The organism is Psychrobacillus sp. FSL W7-1457, from assembly GCF_038593405.1.
In the GTDB taxonomy this organism is placed as follows: domain Bacteria; phylum Bacillota; class Bacilli; order Bacillales_A; family Planococcaceae; genus Psychrobacillus.
Genome location: NZ_CP151993.1, coordinates 269,634 through 286,862, shown reverse-complemented (window position 1 = coordinate 286,862; position 17,229 = coordinate 269,634). Strand labels below are relative to the sequence as shown.

Annotated in this window: 12 protein-coding genes and 1 pseudogene; 2 read left to right on the top strand and 11 right to left on the bottom strand. The window is 36.8% G+C overall.

The window, feature by feature from the left end; translation table 11 throughout:
- The first annotated feature begins 82 nt into the window (after positions 1 to 82).
- Positions 83 to 1,693: a glycoside hydrolase family 43 protein gene (locus NSQ95_RS01500; protein WP_340886627.1), complete on the top strand. Its 1,611-nt coding sequence runs from the start codon at positions 83 to 85 to the stop codon at positions 1,691 to 1,693.
- Positions 1,694 to 1,765: 72 nt separating this feature from the next.
- Here NSQ95_RS01500 and NSQ95_RS01495 read toward each other — a convergent pair whose 3' ends face one another.
- Entirely contained in the window at positions 1,766 to 2,764 is a 999-nt protein-coding gene (locus tag NSQ95_RS01495) for a Gfo/Idh/MocA family oxidoreductase (RefSeq protein WP_340886626.1), read from the bottom strand.
- Between the two features lie 164 nt (positions 2,765 to 2,928).
- Here NSQ95_RS01495 and NSQ95_RS01490 point away from each other — a divergent pair, with 164 nt between their 5' ends.
- A complete protein-coding gene (locus tag NSQ95_RS01490; RefSeq protein WP_340886623.1) occupies positions 2,929 to 3,804 on the top strand; it encodes a radical SAM/SPASM domain-containing protein in 876 nt (291 codons plus the stop codon).
- Between the two features lie 340 nt (positions 3,805 to 4,144).
- On the opposite strand, the pseudogene NSQ95_RS01485 reads toward NSQ95_RS01490, so the two are convergent.
- The 10 genes and pseudogenes from NSQ95_RS01485 to NSQ95_RS01440 all read right to left on the bottom strand — a co-directional run.
- Positions 4,145 to 4,393 (bottom strand): annotated as a pseudogene (locus NSQ95_RS01485) (CPCC family cysteine-rich protein); the annotation flags it as partial.
- 446 nt (positions 4,394 to 4,839) lie between these two features.
- A complete protein-coding gene (locus tag NSQ95_RS01480) occupies positions 4,840 to 5,031 on the bottom strand; it encodes a hypothetical protein (RefSeq protein ID WP_340886621.1) in 192 nt (63 codons plus the stop codon).
- 31 nt (positions 5,032 to 5,062) lie between these two features.
- Entirely contained in the window at positions 5,063 to 5,713 is a 651-nt protein-coding gene (locus tag NSQ95_RS01475) for a plasmid pRiA4b ORF-3 family protein (protein WP_340886618.1), read from the bottom strand.
- Positions 5,714 to 6,297: 584 nt separating this feature from the next.
- Positions 6,298 to 6,660, bottom strand: coding sequence for a hypothetical protein (locus tag NSQ95_RS01470; protein WP_298467972.1), 363 nt, complete (start codon positions 6,658 to 6,660; stop codon positions 6,298 to 6,300).
- A 133-nt stretch (positions 6,661 to 6,793) separates the two neighbouring features.
- Positions 6,794 to 7,375: a hypothetical protein gene (locus tag NSQ95_RS01465; protein WP_340886612.1), complete on the bottom strand. Its 582-nt coding sequence runs from the start codon at positions 7,373 to 7,375 to the stop codon at positions 6,794 to 6,796.
- A 356-nt stretch (positions 7,376 to 7,731) separates the two neighbouring features.
- Positions 7,732 to 10,878 carry a DUF3427 domain-containing protein gene (locus NSQ95_RS01460; protein WP_340886609.1) on the bottom strand — a complete coding sequence of 1,049 codons (3,147 nt, stop codon included), beginning with the start codon at positions 10,876 to 10,878 and terminating at the stop codon, positions 7,732 to 7,734.
- 79 nt (positions 10,879 to 10,957) lie between these two features.
- On the bottom strand, positions 10,958 to 11,698 hold the full coding sequence (locus NSQ95_RS01455; protein ID WP_340886606.1) for an NERD domain-containing protein: 741 nt from the start codon (positions 11,696 to 11,698) through the stop codon (positions 10,958 to 10,960).
- Positions 11,699 to 11,836: 138 nt separating this feature from the next.
- Positions 11,837 to 12,187 (bottom strand): hypothetical protein, encoded by a 351-nt coding sequence (locus NSQ95_RS01450; RefSeq protein WP_340886603.1) that lies wholly within the window; start codon positions 12,185 to 12,187, stop codon positions 11,837 to 11,839.
- Positions 12,174 to 13,838: an LXG domain-containing protein gene (locus tag NSQ95_RS01445; RefSeq protein WP_340886600.1), complete on the bottom strand. Its 1,665-nt coding sequence runs from the start codon at positions 13,836 to 13,838 to the stop codon at positions 12,174 to 12,176. Before NSQ95_RS01445 ends, NSQ95_RS01450 begins: the two co-directional genes overlap by 14 nt.
- A 184-nt stretch (positions 13,839 to 14,022) precedes the next feature.
- Positions 14,023 to 17,184, bottom strand: a complete 3,162-nt coding sequence (locus tag NSQ95_RS01440) for a DEAD/DEAH box helicase (protein ID WP_340886598.1) — start codon at positions 17,182 to 17,184, stop codon at positions 14,023 to 14,025.
- Positions 17,185 to 17,229 lie beyond the last annotated feature (45 nt).

Here is a 17,229-nt window from a genome sequence, read left to right as displayed (position 1 = left end):
ACCGTTCACCGAAATATATAACCGCTTACAGTTTATGTGCTTGAAATGGACAAAAATCACTCAATAAAAAGGATGATGACAAATGACAACTATTCGCAATCCGATATTACCAGGCTTTAATCCAGATCCAAGTATTTGTAGAGTTGGAGAAGACTATTATATTGCCGTTTCTACTTTTGAATGGTTCCCCGGCGTTGGAATTTATCATTCCAAGGATTTAAAAAATTGGCGTTTAGCTTCTCGACCTCTTAACCGCCTTAGTCAATTGAATATGATGGGAAATCCTAACTCTGGAGGGGTTTGGGCACCTGCATTATCCTACAGTGACGGACATTTTTGGCTCATTTTCACAGACGTAAAAGTTACAGAGGGACAGTGGAAAGATTCCCATAACTATCTTGTCACTTGTGACACAATCGACGGTGAATGGTCAGACCCTATCTTTTTAAACAGTTCTGGCTTTGATCCTTCCTTATATCATGATGAATCCGGAAAAAAGTACTTAGTGAATATGAAGTGGGATCACCGTCTCCATCATCATAATTTTTATGGTATTGCGCTTCAGGAATATGATGTGGAGCAACAAAAATTAGTCGGCGAATCTACTATTATCTTTAAAGGAACAGATATTAAGCTCGTAGAAGCTCCTCACCTATACAAGATTAATGATTATTACTATTTGTTAACTGCTGAAGGTGGCACAAAATATGACCATGCAGCAACTATGGCGCGATCGAAAAACCTAGAGGGTCCTTATGAGGTCCATCCAGATAATCCATTGATAACATCTTTCCCGTATCCGCGAAACCCATTGCAAAAGTCAGGCCATGCTTCTATCGTCCATACCCATACCGATGAATGGTTTTTAGTACACTTAACCGGTCGTCCACTACCAAGAGACAACCAACCATTACTAGATCCGCGGGGGTATTGTCCACTTGGAAGAGAGACTGCTATTCAACGATTAGAATGGAAAAATGACTGGCCTTATGTTGTAGATGGTAATGGTCCCTCACTAGAAATTGAAGGTCCCAATATACAAGAAGTAGCTTGGGAAAAGGACTTCGAAGAGAAGGATGATTTTAACGGAGAATCATTGAATGCTCATTTTCAATCATTGAGAATTCCACTTGGGGAACACATTGTTTCACTAAAAGACAATCCTGGACATTTACGTCTTTATGGCAAGGAATCTTTAACCTCTAAATTTACACAGGCTTTTATAGCTAGACGTTGGCAGCATTTCAACTTTATTGCAGAAACAAAAGTAGCCTTCCACCCAAATACCTTCCAACAATCAGCTGGTCTCGTGAACTATTACAACACAGAAAATTGGACAGCATTACAAATTTCCTGGCACGAGGAAAAGGGAAGAATTTTAGAGATAAGTACATGTGATAACTTCGTTTTTGATCAGCCACTTCAAGGAAAAGAAATTATTTTACCTGAAGAGGCAGAGTATGTATATCTACGTGTAGAGGTTAAGACATCTATTTATGAATATTCGTATTCATTGGATGGTGATAATTGGACAACGATTCCTATTTCTTTGGCTTCCCATAAATTATCCGATGACTATATTCAAGGCGGAGGATTTTTTACCGGGGCATTTGTTGGTATGCAATGTCAGGATACATCTGGCCAAAGCATCCCTGCTGATTTTGATTACTTTGTTTATAAGGAAACAGAATGAGTCTTTAAAAAAAGAAGAGCTAAACTCTTACAACTGTTCTAGTAAGAGTTTAGCTTTTCTTTCTGTATTTTGTTAATTTACCATCTGCATAATTTTTCCCGTTTTAATCGACTCTAGGCAGGCCTCCATTACACGCATGTTCCCAATACTAAATTCGCCTGTCACCTCGGGATTTGTATTCGTTAAAATAGCATTGGAGAAGTGTTCGACCTCTATTCGATAAAGATCACCAGGAATATTTTCTTCACTTGTCATGTCATCTTGTTGAATCATTATTTTACCTAAGCCGCCATTTTGGTCAGGACGAAATGCATATAGCACTTTAATCGTTCCTTTAGAACCCACTATTTCATATTCATTTCTCCCAGCCATGTCAAAGCTACAATTAAACGTAGCATGAATACCATTGTCTAGCTGTAAAGTCCCGAATGCACTTATGTCAACGTTAGTTTCCTTATCTAGATCTGCCATACAATGCACCCTAACAGGTTCTGCTCCGGTCATGTATCGAATGGCATGGATGCAATAACAGCCTACATCGAATAGACTACCCCCACCCATCTCTGGATTCATTCTAAACTCGTTTTGTCTATTTTCCATATAGAACGAGTGGCTGGCAGTTACCAGTTTGATCTCTCCTATAACACCGGAAGAGATGAGTTCTTTTACACGTGTATGCTGTGGGTGGAGCTGATACATGAAAGCCTCCATGAACTTCACATTTTGTTCCTTACAGACTTCAATAATCTCGATTGCTTCTTGGGACGTAAGTGAAATTGGCTTTTCACAAAGTACATGCTTTCCTGCCTTAGCTGCTTTAATCACCCATTCCTTATGTAAATGATTAGGTAAGGGAATATAGATTGCATCAATAGTTGGATTGGCGAGAAGCTCTTCATAGCTTTCATAAGCGATATTAATTTCTAATTCCTTTGCAACCTCATGCACTTTACTTCCTCTACTTGCAATAGCCACTAACTCTGCATTGCCCGCTCTTTGGATTGCCGGGATAAGCTGTTCTCTTGCAATTCTCGCTGTACTTAAAACTCCCCATCGAATCTTTTTTTCCAATAGACACGCCTCCTTTAAAACTATCTCTCATGCTTCATTCGGCAAAATCTGAAGGTTTTCCTCCTACCGTAAAATATACTTTTAGAAAGCTCTCCCCCTAAAATATTTTTCTGTTAAAATAAGTATAGTTGTTTATCAAATAGAACTGGAACGGTGAAGAAAACTTGAAAACTTTTAAAAAGATGTATATAGAAATTACAAGTGTCTGTAATCTTGCTTGTAGTTTTTGTCCACCCACTGCTCGTAAGGCTAACATTATTAAATTAGATGCATTTAATAATATCCTTGACCAAATAAAGGACCATACGAGATATATTTACCTGCATGTAAAAGGAGAGCCACTACTCCACGCTCGTATCGATCAGCTTCTAGATGCTGCTCATGCAAAGGGTTTTAAGGTTAATATCACTACTAACGGAACGTTAATCAAAAAGAATAGAGAAAAATTATTAGGTAAACCAGCACTTCGTCAAATTAACTTCTCTCTTCACAGCTTTGATGGTCATGAAGGATCTGAGAATCGTGAAAAGTACTTAGGAGATATCCTTGAATTTGTACGTGATTCGAGAGAGCATAACACAATTATTTCTTACCGCTTATGGAACCTCCAGCAAGACCAGGTGTCAGACCTAGTACAGCGGAGAAATAGAGAAACATTAGAAATTTTAGAGAATGAATATAACCTAGACTTCAGAATTGAAGAAAAGGTACAGCCAGGTAAAGGGATTAAAATCGCGCCAAATGTCTTCTTAAACCAAGACCACGAATTCCAATGGCCAAGCCTACAAGCACCAGAGGATGATGGCAAAGGATTTTGCCATGCACTTCGAAGCCAAGCTGCTATCTTGGTAGACGGAACAGTAGTACCTTGCTGTTTAGACGGTGAAGGAGTCATTAATTTAGGTAATGTCAATAAAACCCCCTTCTCTGAAATAATTGAAGGCGAGCGAGCAAATGCTCTTTACGATGGTTTCACTAGAAGAGAAGCTGTTGAGGAAATGTGTAGAAAATGTGGGTATAGACAGCGGTTTGGGGTTTAACAATACCTACAATTCAGAGTATAGAAAATGAAGGGAACATCCTTTTGTTGAGGTTCCCTTCATTATTAACGTACTTAATACTTTATTCCTGCGTCTCTAATGTAATATTTAATTGTTTTAGTAAATGATCAACTACCTCTATCGCTTCATCTCTTTGCTTGTACTCGAAAGTGCAAAAACGAATCGTTTCTAAATCAACCTCTGCTCTTTTTATAATTTCGGTTAGCTCTTTAGGAACAACAATCCAAGATAAGTTACGCTCTAAATCGGCAATATTATATATTCCTTCTTTAAACTTTCTACATGCTAATTTCAATTCGTATAATTCATCATTAAATGCCCTCCAATTAGGGTCTCTTTTATCTTGTAAATTAGGTTTTCTAACATTTTTAACAAATCTCTTTTCACAAGCGCCATAGTTAATATAGTTTATTTGAGCTTCAATTAGAGATATCTGGTTGGCACCTGTATCATATTTATTTTCCTTTTGGAATGGATCGTCCTCCCAAAAACAGATTGGACATATATCGTAGTGACCATCACTATCCATCGTACTATAACCACAAGAAGGGCACGTATTTTTGTTCATGAGACACCCCCTAAACACCCTTTTTAAAATCATAAACCATAATATTTCTCCTTGCACTAACTCCCTCAACAAGAGTAATATCTGATAATTCTACCTCAGTAGCTTCTGCATCCGAGGAGTAATTAGCTTCTATGGAAGAAGTAACTGCAGCTGCTATATCGTTAGCAAATCATGCAGAATATTTACAGATAAAAATTTCTAAGTTCATGGTGTAGCAAAATTTATTACCTATCCAATTAATTCCTGGATAGGTTAGTTCGCTATTTAAATGTTATCTACTTTCCAAAGACTCTCCCCATTGGATTTATATTGCACATAGCGCTAGCTCCAGAGTTTTTTCGAGTCTGCGGGATACATGGAACGTTGTCACTCTTTCTTCCAAGCTAGCCTCACTCTTGAGCCTCCTACCTACTTCTATTTATCAGAGCTTTGCTATCTAATTATTTTTAAAAAGGAAGCACATTATCTTCTCGGACATTCTCATCCTCTTCCGAGTAATTGAGTTCATCCCACTCGTCATGCAAAATCCCATATGGGGCTCCGCCTTCTGTATAACCTGCAATAAAAGCAAATTCTCCAAACAGTTCTCCCTCTTCTATTATATTTTTCTTCTTTTTATTTTTTCTCTTTTTACTCATTATTATCTTTCCTTTTTCAATTTTAACTTTGTCAGGAACAGTCGTCCTTTTTAATCTTTTTAAGCTTCAATATCTCTCTCATCCATTTATTTGTTTGTTCCATATTAAATTCAGGCTCGTACATTCCCTCTCCCCATCGCTTCATATCTTGATGCTGTTCATGTGTAGGATCATTCCAAGCTTCCAAAAATTCTAGATACCCTCCTACTCCCCCTACATCTTCTGGCGGACAAGCTCCTGCCCCTTCTAACAAAATGGGATGCACCACTTCATAATCTAGGATAATTTTTTCTAGCTTAATATGATGCAGCCAGTTATCACCGTAATCGTATAGATAAACAAATTCAATATATTCCTCTACATATTTTGGAAGCTTCGTTTTAGTAGCAAGTCTCATCTCTCTAGTCATTAGTCTTTCTACATAGCGCTTTTCAAATTTATTCTCTATCTTTTTATGCTGATTCTTAAACGCTCCCAATTGCTCAAAAATATGTTGTTCATACATTTCCTCATCCTCTACGATTTCCAATTTGCGTTTCTCTCTTTCAAAAGCAAACTCAAATAAATGAGCGTCCTGCCATCCCATTGCAAATTGAATCGTGTCATGCAGCCTTTTAAAAGTAGTCTCTGCAGGAATAACAAACCTTCTCCAAACAACTGGCTCTACACCTTCTAGCGTCAATAAAAGTGATATGCTTTCATACTTAAACCCCTTCCCATCCTATGGCTAGTACGTTCTCTTCCAATTAATTCATATATTACCATGCGTTGAGCTAGAGCGCACTTTGGGTAATTAGCAGTCGCTTAAAAGAGATGAACTACTTGAAAAGAATTCTTTCCAAACGTATACTAAAAGTAACAACTGCGTACATTAAAAAAGACTGATTGATGTTAGTGCATCAACCAGTCCATTATAATAGTTGGTCCCAAAGGGGATTGGCTTCAATTAGGATTAACCCATCTGAGCTCTCAACTCAAGGATGGGTTATTTTTTATGGTTAAACGACAATATTACAACGACCAATGTCGCAAATGCTACTGCAAACATCAATGCTTCGAATACTGACAAGGCACCACCCCCTCTCTACCGGGAGTGAACCAACCACCCTTGAGCTACCACACTATTATCTCTCTATTATACCACACATACGTTCTGTTTTGGTTTTATAAAAAAGGCAATAGAGACAGGATAAGAAAAGATTCTCCTCTTACCTTTTGTCACTTTTACCTTTACTTTTTTATATTTTAACAAATCATCCAGACAAACTACTCACTAATATAAATCATATAGCTACTGCTAGAGATCTTGGCAAGGTAAATATCCGGATCCTCGTTAATAGAATAGATTTCCGTCCCAGGCGCTAATGCATTGGAGGAAAGGTTATTGCTTGGTACAATATCTCGACCGACATTTTCTTGTACCTCCCCAACCTTCTCTCCAATAGTGAATTCACTACCTGTTGTTTCTCTCACTTCCGTGAATCTATTACCATTTGCTATTAGGATGGAAGGGCTATCCGCATGAACTTGTATTATTTCACTTTGTACGGTCATTTGGTCATACTCTGTACAGCCAGTAATGATTGGTAAAATACAGCATATCAATAAAGCTACCCATGATTTTCGCATTTAAACACCTCTCGCTTAGCTACAAATTACAGCATTTAAAATCTCTGTGTACAGAAGTATAACCAACTTCTTCATTTATATGATTAAATTACCCAATCCTTATTTTTCCACAAATCAATGTAGAATTTAATCTCTAAAAGCCACCATCCTCACCTGGGAAATCTACTGTATCAAATACTTTGTTCGTATCCTCGTCCTTTACATCAATCTTTACTTCATACGTTTCATAATCTTCCCCATTAAAATAATGGTAATAAAGTGTTCTCAATAAAAGACCTAAAAGAGCATAGCCCTGGGCATTGCCGTCTGCTTCATAAATCTCTCGGTTTACAGTAGCGGTGTAGTCATTGTATTCCTTGTTATATTCAATTCCCTTTATCGAGCTAATATCTTCATTCGCTTCTATCTCTTCTACAAACGATTTCAGGTTGCTCTTTAAATCTGCACTGATCTCCTCCTGTGTTCCTCTAGTCATCTCATATTCAACTAGTCGATCTTCCTTATTTATTGTAGTTTTGCTTATCCCAAGTTTGTCCGCCTGTTCAAGTACCTGTTCCTCACTTACGCCATCATAAAAACGAAAAGGAATTGTTACCTGGACCATTTCATCTTTTGATTTTTCATCTTTTGACTTTCCTTCCTTTTTATCAGTCTCATTATTACAGGCTGATAAAAACAAAACAAAAATCATAAGAACTACAGTTAACTTTCTCAATTTAAAATTCCTCCTAATTACATCTATTACTTACTACCCTATTCTACTTAAAAATAACAAAGAGTACCATTTTAGATGTAAATTCATTACGATTGAACCTAATTCATAATTCCTGCTTTTACAGGTAAACCTAAATAAATCTATTAATGCAAAATTAATTTTGCTCTATCAAATAAGAAGCACTCGTTGCTAACACACTAGACTGTGATATGATTTTTAATTCGGAGATTGCTAATTGATTTAATTAGAACGCAAAAAATGCAGCAGGAGAAATAAAATTTCTCCTGCTGCATTATTTATCTCATATACCTTATCCTGGATCGATTAAGTTATGAAACATTAGATATAGGTTTATATCATAAAACATTTTTATTTGCACTTGATACAAGGTATGCTGGCATTGGTTCGTGCAACTTCCAAATAATACTCACAGGTTTACTACCCTCATGCTTAACGTAATCAGCTGTTCCAAGAAAGATAAAGGGAGAGGTATACGCTCCTTCGTTCCTATATTCCCTTACAAAGATAGAAATCTTATTATTCGTTTTACGATGATTAAATAGCCTTCTCGCTGTTGGACTTGTATCGGAAGTTCTACTTTGAGATTGCCAATGGAATAATTGTTCATTAATCGCATAGTCATCGTATAAAGTAGAAGGAGAGAAATCTTTATCAGATTTATTTAAAGTAACGAAAAAAACATCCGTTTTTTCTTCCTCAAAATACTTAACCCCTTCTCTAAAAGCAGGTTTTTGTTTTTCATTATAGTACCCAAATGCAGCTAAGATTTGGTCTATCGTATAATGTGCGTGCACTCTTAGAGGAGACACAAAATTGAACGGAGATTTTTTTTCAAGTAACCTTAAGTTTTCAAAACAAACCTCGATTACTTGGAGAATCTCATCTTTTAATGCTTGATTTGTTAATAATTCTCGAAGTCCTACCTTTATGGAAGCAAAGCCTAAATCCTTAGGAGGCTTAGAGAAAAATGAATAATACAACATTGCTTCCATTCTTCGTTCTTCCTCTGTTTTAACCTCAAACTTTTCAATATATTTTTTGTAGAAATTTATCAGATCTAAGGAATCTAAATGAAATAATTTATGAATTTTTTTCATCAAAAGATCCTCATATTCTGCTACATATTCTTTTATGACCCCTGCCTCTACCTTCATCCTTTCAAAGCTACGGTTTTTTTGTGACCCATAAACATCTGCTAATGATAGATGATAGAACTGTATAAAATTATTTAAAGTTAACGGCATTCCCGAATCCGCTTCAAAATGTTTAATTTTTGCAATAAGATTTTGTTTATTAATTCGGGCAGCCTTTATATTTCTTAATATATAATCTTTTGCTTGTTTTTCCATTTGGATAACAGAACCCTTAGGTAGATGGAAAAACCCATTTTCAATGTAATGATGAATAGAATGTTTTGTTTTTCCTACCAACGCTCGGAATTTTTCTTCAAAAGGATAATCTTTATGGGCTTGTCCAACAAAATCAAGTACAGTTAAACATTCTTTACCATCCGCGAGTCTTAATCCTCGACCAAGTTGCTGTAAAAAGACAGTTAGACTTTCTGTTGGACGTAAAAACAATACTGTGTTGATTTCAGGAATATCTATTCCTTCATTATACAAATCCACAACAAAGATAAAATTTATCTCTCCACTTACTAATTTTCTTTGTGCTGTAATTCGTTCCTCAGGTGACGATTTACCATGCAATGAAATAGAAGGTATATTTTTTTGATTAAAATAGGATGACATATATTTTGCATGATCTACTGAAACGCAAAACCCTAACCCTCTTACTTCTTTTAGTGAGGTAACATACTTTTTTATACTTTGTATAACTAGATCACTCCTGCGATGATTTGCAGTATAAATATTTGTTAGCTCTCCTATGTCATATCCTTTTCTTGACCATTTAATATTAGTTAGATCAACGTTATCAGTTACACAGAAGTAATGGAATGGAGTTAATAATTTTCTATTTATTGCTTCTGTCAACCTCATTTCAGCAGCAATTCGATCATTAAAATAACTTAAAATACTTTCATTATCCATTCGTTCAGGTGTAGCTGTTAAACCAAGTAAAATTGTTGGATGATAAAAGTCTAATAATGCTCTGTACGAGGGTGCTGTTGCATGATGAAATTCGTCAACAATAATATAATCGTAAAAATCAAAAGTAGTATTTTCACTCATCTTTTTGCTATTCCAGCTTTGAATACTCATAAATACTTGATTAAAAGATTTAGGCTCATGCTTCCCAACAAACATTTCACCAAAGTTGGCATCCTTCAAAATCGTTCGGAAAGTCATCAGACTTTGCTTTAATATTTCTTCTCTATGTGCTATAAATAATAACTTTGCGTTAGGTTTTTGTTTTAGAAATCGCTTAAAATCAAAAGCAGAAATTACTGTTTTTCCGACTCCAGTCGCAGCCACTACGAGATTTTTCATCTGCCCGTGAATTACTCTTTCTACTTCCAACTGATCTAATATTTCTTTTTGATAATGATATGGTTGGATATCAAAATAATACTGTTCGGTTTCCTCGGCGACAGTTTCTTTTGACAATGAGTACTGTACCATTTCCCAATTTTCGTATTCCTCAGGTAAAAGAGATTTAAATTCCTCATCGTTCCAATAACTTTCAAAGGTTGCCTCAAACTTTCTTAGAACATCAAAGGAATCCCTTTCGGTAATCTTTAAATTCCATTCTAACCCTGAAGTTAATGCTGGATTAGATAAGTTGGAAGAACCAATGTAAGCCGTACTAAAGCCTGTATTGCGTTTAAATAAATATGCCTTTGCATGAAGTCTAGTTCGTTGTTTATCTAATGATACCCTTATTTCTGTATTAGGTAATTTACTAAGCTCCACAAGTGCTTTATAGTCTGTTGCTTCCATATAGGAAGTAGTAATAATTCTTAGCTTCCCACCACGTTCTATAGTAAAGTCTCGAAGTTCATTTAATATGATCCTGAGTCCTGACCACTTAATAAAAGAAACCAGCCATTCAATTTCATCAGAGGAAGCAATCTCTTTTTTTAATTCTTCTAACATGTTAGGTTCATATTGAGAGCCCGTGAATAGAGAGCTTTGAGAAATTGAAGTGAGCGGTCGAGTTGCCTTCTCTTTACGAAATGTCCGTATACTGTTTAACTTTTTATATACGGAAGTAAGTATTTCTCCTCTTTCATCTAGTTGTAGATTCACAAAATCCTCGTCGTGTAATTTTGAACTTAACAGTTGAATAATTTGATTACAAGTTTGAATTTGCAACAAAAGTGCTTCGTCATCTTCCTTTGCCTCTTCCCGAATATATGAGAGAGCTTTCTTAGTAACCTCTGAAATGTAAGAAGAAAAGTAGGTCTTTGCCTCTTCAAAATCCATCTTCTCTAGGTCAATTGTATACATTTCAGGAGTAAGCTTCTCTAGCTCTGCATAAATATTTTTGTTTATAGGTAGGTCGTAAATACCTTCTTTCAAAGAAACACCTCCATAGAAACTTAATCTTATTATTTATTATACTTTACCTCTTTTTTACTCTAATACTTTAGACTTCCTATCACTTTAGCACATACCGACATTTAGGAAAATTAGAACAACCTTTAAATTCGCCGTATTTCCCTTTTCTGGCGATAAGTTGGCTACTACAACGAGGACAAACTTCAGTATTTAAGTTAATTTGTTTTGCTACAAGTTTAGTTTTTATTTCTTGAACATGAATCTTTCTCGATTCTTTTCCTTGTATATTGGCATTTATTAATGTCATGGCAATCTGTCTCACTCGAAAAGGAAGAATTACTTTCTGATCATATGACTGGATTGTCTTGAGTAACGCAGATATGTATAACACTCGTACGTGTTCAGAGTTTATCTCTATATCTTTTAAGGTAGCTTCGTTACTAAATGCTATTAACGAATAGTAAGGCCCTTCGTATGTCTCTTTTATTAGAGTTTGTATAGCAGTAAGATGAGCAAAGTTTTGCATTACTGGATTGAGAAAATTATAGTTCTTCTTATAAATTACCTGCTTCCAATACTTTTGTCTCTCCTTGCCAAATATCCATCCTTTATAATTTTTAGTCTCAATCACGAATATACCTACTGTCGAGACAACTACATGATCTATTTGTGTTGTTCCTTCTTCATAGGGAAGCAAGAGGTCATGGAGCACCACATATTCCTCTTCATCTAGACCCATTAATTTACGCTTTACTTGCCACTCACCTATAGACCCTTTTACTGTTGGTTTTTTTAGAATTACTAAAATAAATATAAATAGTACTAAAATTATTATACCCATTTACTTCTATTCACCCACCTTTAACAGACAATAGTTTTACTTTAAATGAAAATTATTCCATATACAAGTAAAAAAACAGATACCTAACAAACGGCATCTGTCTTACTTCCTAACTTGCTTAATAAGAAAAGTTATCCTTTATTTCCACCCATAAAAATCTAAAAATTTATCCGGTATTCTTAATTCTAGCTGTTGCTCCAATTCCTCTAAGAAGATATTCATATCTGCTTCATCAAACCATTTCTGACTGTTTTCTAAACTCACATTAGATTTCCCGTAGTTAATAGCACATCCAAAACTGCCTCTATCATAACCTAAAGTAATAATGAAGTATTTGTATGCTTGAAAATCTATCGAGAACGTTTGGTGAGGTGTATCCATTAGATTGTAAATTGAAAAATTATCTACTCGATCCCCAAAGTATTCTCTCATTGCTTTCGTAAAGCTCTTTGCTTTGTCCTTTGCTGTAGTTAAACTATCTTTCTGCATACCACATTCCTCCTTCTTCAATTAAGTCAGTAAAGCCATGTTCCTTTTTTAAATACTCCCACTCCTGATTAAGAAAGCTTCCTACGCGTTCATTTGGGTTATGTGAGAATTGAATTTTCTTTCCACTTGAAACAGCGTCATTCAGAGCAGGTACATTAAAGTAATCAAACATTTCCTGATCTGACAAACCATATTTACTTTGGATTTTATTCCAATCATCACCCATACTGAAATAAGTAGAATTATTACCAGCTCTTGCGATGTAAGAGTCAGATCCTCCTGTATACCTCCCAAGAGTCATAGAATCGGCATCTGCATTATGGACTGAACGGGACCGTATATTGTGAAATTCTTCTATAGGTATTTTATTTCCTACTCTACCATCTACTACTTTTATACCTCTGGCCTCGAGTACGTCGTCAATTTTATTTGTTGGTACATCGTCTGCATGTCCAAATAACTTACCTAATTTACCTAGCTTTGTAACCTTGCCGAATGGGAGGAATCCGGCAGCTGCTAGCCCTCTCTCAGTCAAAGAGGAATCTGGTCCAAAAAGGGCTTTGATATCATCTAAAACTAAAAAATCTAAAATTCCCATGGTTAATTTATTTTCTTCTTCTAACTGAGCATCCATTACGTTTCGTAAAAATATTTCCTTTTCTCCGTCAGACAATGATGAAATATATTCTATATATTCATCCTCTCCTAATTTATAAGCTTCTTTTGGAGACAATATTTCCTCTTTCACTTCACTGACGATCTCATAATGAATCGTATCGTCACCTTTTAAACGATATTCTTTGATTACAAGCCCATTTTCATATTCATGGTAGTTTAACAATGAAAAGTCATCAAAAAGTTCTCGTTCCACTGTTCGTTCTAGCTTAATATTTAACAAATCAAAGGTATCTGCTGATATTGTTGTTCCAATTAAATGTTCGTGCTCATTTTTTAATACACAACTTAACTGTGGATATGTCTGTGTTTCGATCGCATCTGCTAGTTCGCTATTTACTGTCAACAGATTCCATATATTGACTTGGAAGTGCTTATCGGTTAATCCACTCTTCATTAGAGCTTCTATTTCAGCTACGCGTCTTTCCATTATCTTTATTCCGTTTTCAATTGGCAACAAGGCGTTATGTTGCGTATGATCAAACTCATAGAGCTTATCTAGGGTATCATCTTTTTTATTTCTAGAAAGTATAATTCCGTCCTGCACATCACTATCGTCAAGATGAGGCAGAGAAATAATATCAGCAACCTGGTCCATAATACCATTCGTTGCTTCTACTAAATTTTTTGTAAGAGTTGAGATATTTTGAAGACCTTCTTCCACTTCTCCATCCATATATCTTTCGACCATATGCCCATCAGTATTTGGTTCAAGTGAAAGTAATGCAGTTTCAGCAGTCTCCAACACCCGCTTATATTCCCTTAAAAATAGTTGGAAAAATTCAAGAAAGGGCAAGTGACACTCTTCATAGAAGGACCTAATTGAATTTCCTCCATAACCCTTTAACACTTCATTCATACCAACTAACCCTTTAATACTTTGGTGGATGGCCTCTGTTTCAGTTTGAAGTGTATCCATCATACTAATATTATCTTTTATCCCTATTTGTAATTGATCGACATCTAATACTTTCATAAGCTCCCTCCCTTATCACATTCAGTTGATAATATTGTATTCCATTTATTAGAAATAATGGAAATGTGAGAAGAGCGTATATGAAAAATAATTCTTAAGGCGGAAAGATTAATTACAATGTCATTACTTAGGACTCCTAATATTTGTATATTTATGCTGGGTTTTATTTCATTTTATTAATAAGTTACTCTCCCATCAAAACCTCTAAAATGTCTTCTTCATCCATTCCAGCTAATATGTCCTGTCCAGAATGTATAACTTCCTCGATTAGATTTTGTTTTCTATGCTGGAGCTGTGTAATTTTTTCTTCAATGGTGCCTTTTGCTACCAATCGAATGACTTGGACCTCATTTGTTTGGCCCATGCGGTGAGCACGATCTGCTGCTTGCTGCTCCACTGCTGGATTCCACCACAGGTCATATAATATTACTGTGTCTGCTCCGGTGAGATTAAGCCCTGTACCCCCTGCTTTCAATGATACAAGGAACAAGTCTCCCTCTCCTTCGTTAAATCGTTCGCACAGACTGACACGATCCACTGGTGGGGTTTGTCCGTCTATATAAAAGTATGGTGCACCCTGCTTAATGAGCTGCTTGCGAATGATGGCTAGCATTTGAGTAAACTGAGAAAAGACAAGCACTCGTCTACCTGTCATTCGGCAATCCTCTAAAATCTCCATTAACTGCTCATATTTAGCGGAGCTCCCTTCATAGCCTTCTACAAAGAGGGCTGGGTGACAGCACAATTGTCGTAGTCTAGTTAGCCCAGCGAGAAATTTAATGCGATTTTTCCGGAAGGTTTTTTTCTTTAAATGTTTAAGGGCATCATGCTTGAGCTCTGCCAAGTGCGCAGCGTAGAGCTTTTTCTGCTCGACCTGCAGTTCGGAATAGATAACCATTTCCGTTTTCTTAGGCAGCTCTTGTAAAACATCCGTTTTCATACGTCGCAATATAAATGGGCGAACTTGTTTGGCAATATGCTCTCTTCTCATCTCACTGAATTCTCTTCTGTTTGGCAATAGACCAGGAAATACAACATAGAAAATAGACCAAAGCTCGTCTAAAGAGTTTTCTATTGGTGTCCCGGTAAGTGCAAATCGATGCTTTGCCTGTAGCATTTTTACTGCCCGAGCTGTTTTAGTCATTGGATTTTTAAAAGCCTGCGCCTCATCAAAAAATACAGTATGAAAGAAAAGATCTCTGTAACAATCTGTGTCCATTCGGAGGGAAGGATAGGAGGTGACGAGGACATCAGCCTCTATCCCAGCTTTCCATGCCGCATTTCTGTCTGTCTTACTGCCATCGATGATTTGTACATCTATATGTGGAGTAAACTTGCCTAGCTCGTTTTTCCAATTATAAAGGAGTGATGCAGGCGTAACGACCAATATGGGCTGTTTTCGAACACGAGATTCTGATAACACCGATTCAATAAAGGCAATGCTTTGAAGTGTTTTCCCTAGCCCCATATCGTCTGCGAGTATACCTCCAAAACCATATGATGCCATCAGTTTAAACCATCTGAAGCCCACCTTTTGGTAGTCTCGTAATACATTTTCTAACCCTAATGGTACATCCTCTTCCAGGTTCTCCGGTTCATTTAGATTCTTAAGGAGCTTAGCAAATCTTTGTCCTGGCTCAAGCAGATCCCCTCGACTTAGTGTCTGTGCAATCTGCATCCCCTTTAGAATAGGAACCTGCATCACGTCCCGAAAATGTTCACTGCTTACCTCCATGTCCTCCATGAATCTTGCAAGGTCTAAAAATTCAGGTGTTTCAAGCGACACTAGATTCCCGTTTGGTATCCGATAAAATCTTCTTTTCTCTTCAATGGCTGTCATCAGCTGTTGAATTTCTTTTTCCTTTATACCGTCTAGCTCAAAGCGAAACTCTAGCCACTCGGTTCTTTCCTTCATCTCAATCCTTATCTTTGGACCTGTATATTCCTTCACTACCCGTAATTTCACAGCAGTAGAAGCGTATACCTGCACCCACTTTTCAACATTTGGCAATACATAATACAGGAAGTTATATTCGTCCTCCTCATCCATTAAGTAAAATCCTCCTGGCGTTTGGTTGAATCCGCAGTCCAACAAGAGCTTCATGATTTCGAGTTCCTTCTCTCTCTGACGCCGTATACCAGGAAAATGGGTGAATGACTCCTCAGTTTCCTCACAGGGATTGACTAGCAGATGGCCGTAATGGAACTCTAAGCCAGCAAGCAGGCGATTTTTTACCCTATCAAGAAACAGCTTCGCCTTTAGAGGTGTTTCTCCCATCCTTTTAGAGATAGGCTCCGCTATGTAGACCTGACCTAGCTTCATCAAGCCTGGTAGAACTGTTTTCATGAATTGGTCGATATTGTTCTCTAGAATGATTAGCTCATGCTTACCAGATTGGTCCAGTATGCTTTTTAGTTCTGCCAGTCTGCTTGTCTCTTCCGGCTGCAGTTTGTATAGCACCCCTTTAGAAAATGCGTAGCCATAGGATCTGTAGACGGTCACCATATCGAGACCTTTTACGTTCAACTGATAGTCAGGCTTCTTCGCCTCATCAAATTCAAAACGTATCGGCAGCTCTTGACCAAGCTGAATGCCTTCATAGTAAAAATCATCATGTAGAAACTTAACTCTCGGTGCTTTTATAAGTAAAGGGAGAAGTCTATCCCAATCGGTGGCCGACATAAGCAAAATATCATCATGTATTATTGCCTTACTATTTATGCGCTGACTTTTCATTAATATTTGAAGCACGTCATCCGTTTCCCTTGTAAAGCTAAAGACCTCCGGTGCGTAGGAATAGCCTGGTGAATATTCGAAAGGTCTTCTTCTTTCCATTTCATAGAGAAATTTTGCTACCTGCTTTATTTCTTGAAATGGTTCGGGGCCAACAGCTAACTGTATACCGAATCCGTAAGCCCCTCCCTCCAAAGGAACTGTACAGCACGTGAACTCCATCTCAAGTATCTTTCTTTCATCAAAGTGCAGCTGCTTTCCTGTAGGGGGGGAGGTCTTTTTTTCAAATAGATTTAGCATTCTTTCTGCCAAATAACTATCCATTCGTTGCTTTTCATCGATTGAGATGAGAGCAGCCGCAATATGCTGACAATAGGTGGAAACAAAACCGACAGGGGGACATGTACAAGAGGCCACAACCTCTCCAACGGAGTCAGCTTTTATAGTGACCATGAAATTCTCTCCTGCCTTTACAGTAGCTTTCATCACCTTTTTATCTTTAGGGCTAGGATGAAGATGCACCTTATCCGCAAGAAAATAAGCCTTACCCTTTTTAAAAGCAGTAATGCCACATAGTTCTTTAATTTTCTTTTCGTTTATCGTACTATTCATCATCTAAAACCCTTTCTATGTTTCTGTTTCTAGTTAGCTCTATTT

Bases quoted from the DNA above. Each gene is read 5' to 3' on its own strand.
- NSQ95_RS01455 (WP_340886606.1), bottom strand. From the start codon at position 11,698: ATGGGTATAATAATTTTAGTACTATTTATATTTATTTTAGTAATTCTA.
- NSQ95_RS01480 (WP_340886621.1), bottom strand. From the start codon at position 5,031: ATGAGTAAAAAGAGAAAAAATAAAAAGAAGAAAAATATAATAGAAGAG.
- NSQ95_RS01470 (WP_298467972.1), bottom strand. From the start codon at position 6,660: ATGCGAAAATCATGGGTAGCTTTATTGATATGCTGTATTTTACCAATC.
- NSQ95_RS01440 (WP_340886598.1), bottom strand. From the start codon at position 17,184: ATGAATAGTACGATAAACGAAAAGAAAATTAAAGAACTATGTGGCATT.
- NSQ95_RS01445 (WP_340886600.1), bottom strand. From the start codon at position 13,838: ATGAAAGTATTAGATGTCGATCAATTACAAATAGGGATAAAAGATAAT.
- NSQ95_RS01500 (WP_340886627.1), top strand. From the start codon at position 83: ATGACAACTATTCGCAATCCGATATTACCAGGCTTTAATCCAGATCCA.
- NSQ95_RS01450 (WP_340886603.1), bottom strand. From the start codon at position 12,187: ATGCAGAAAGATAGTTTAACTACAGCAAAGGACAAAGCAAAGAGCTTT.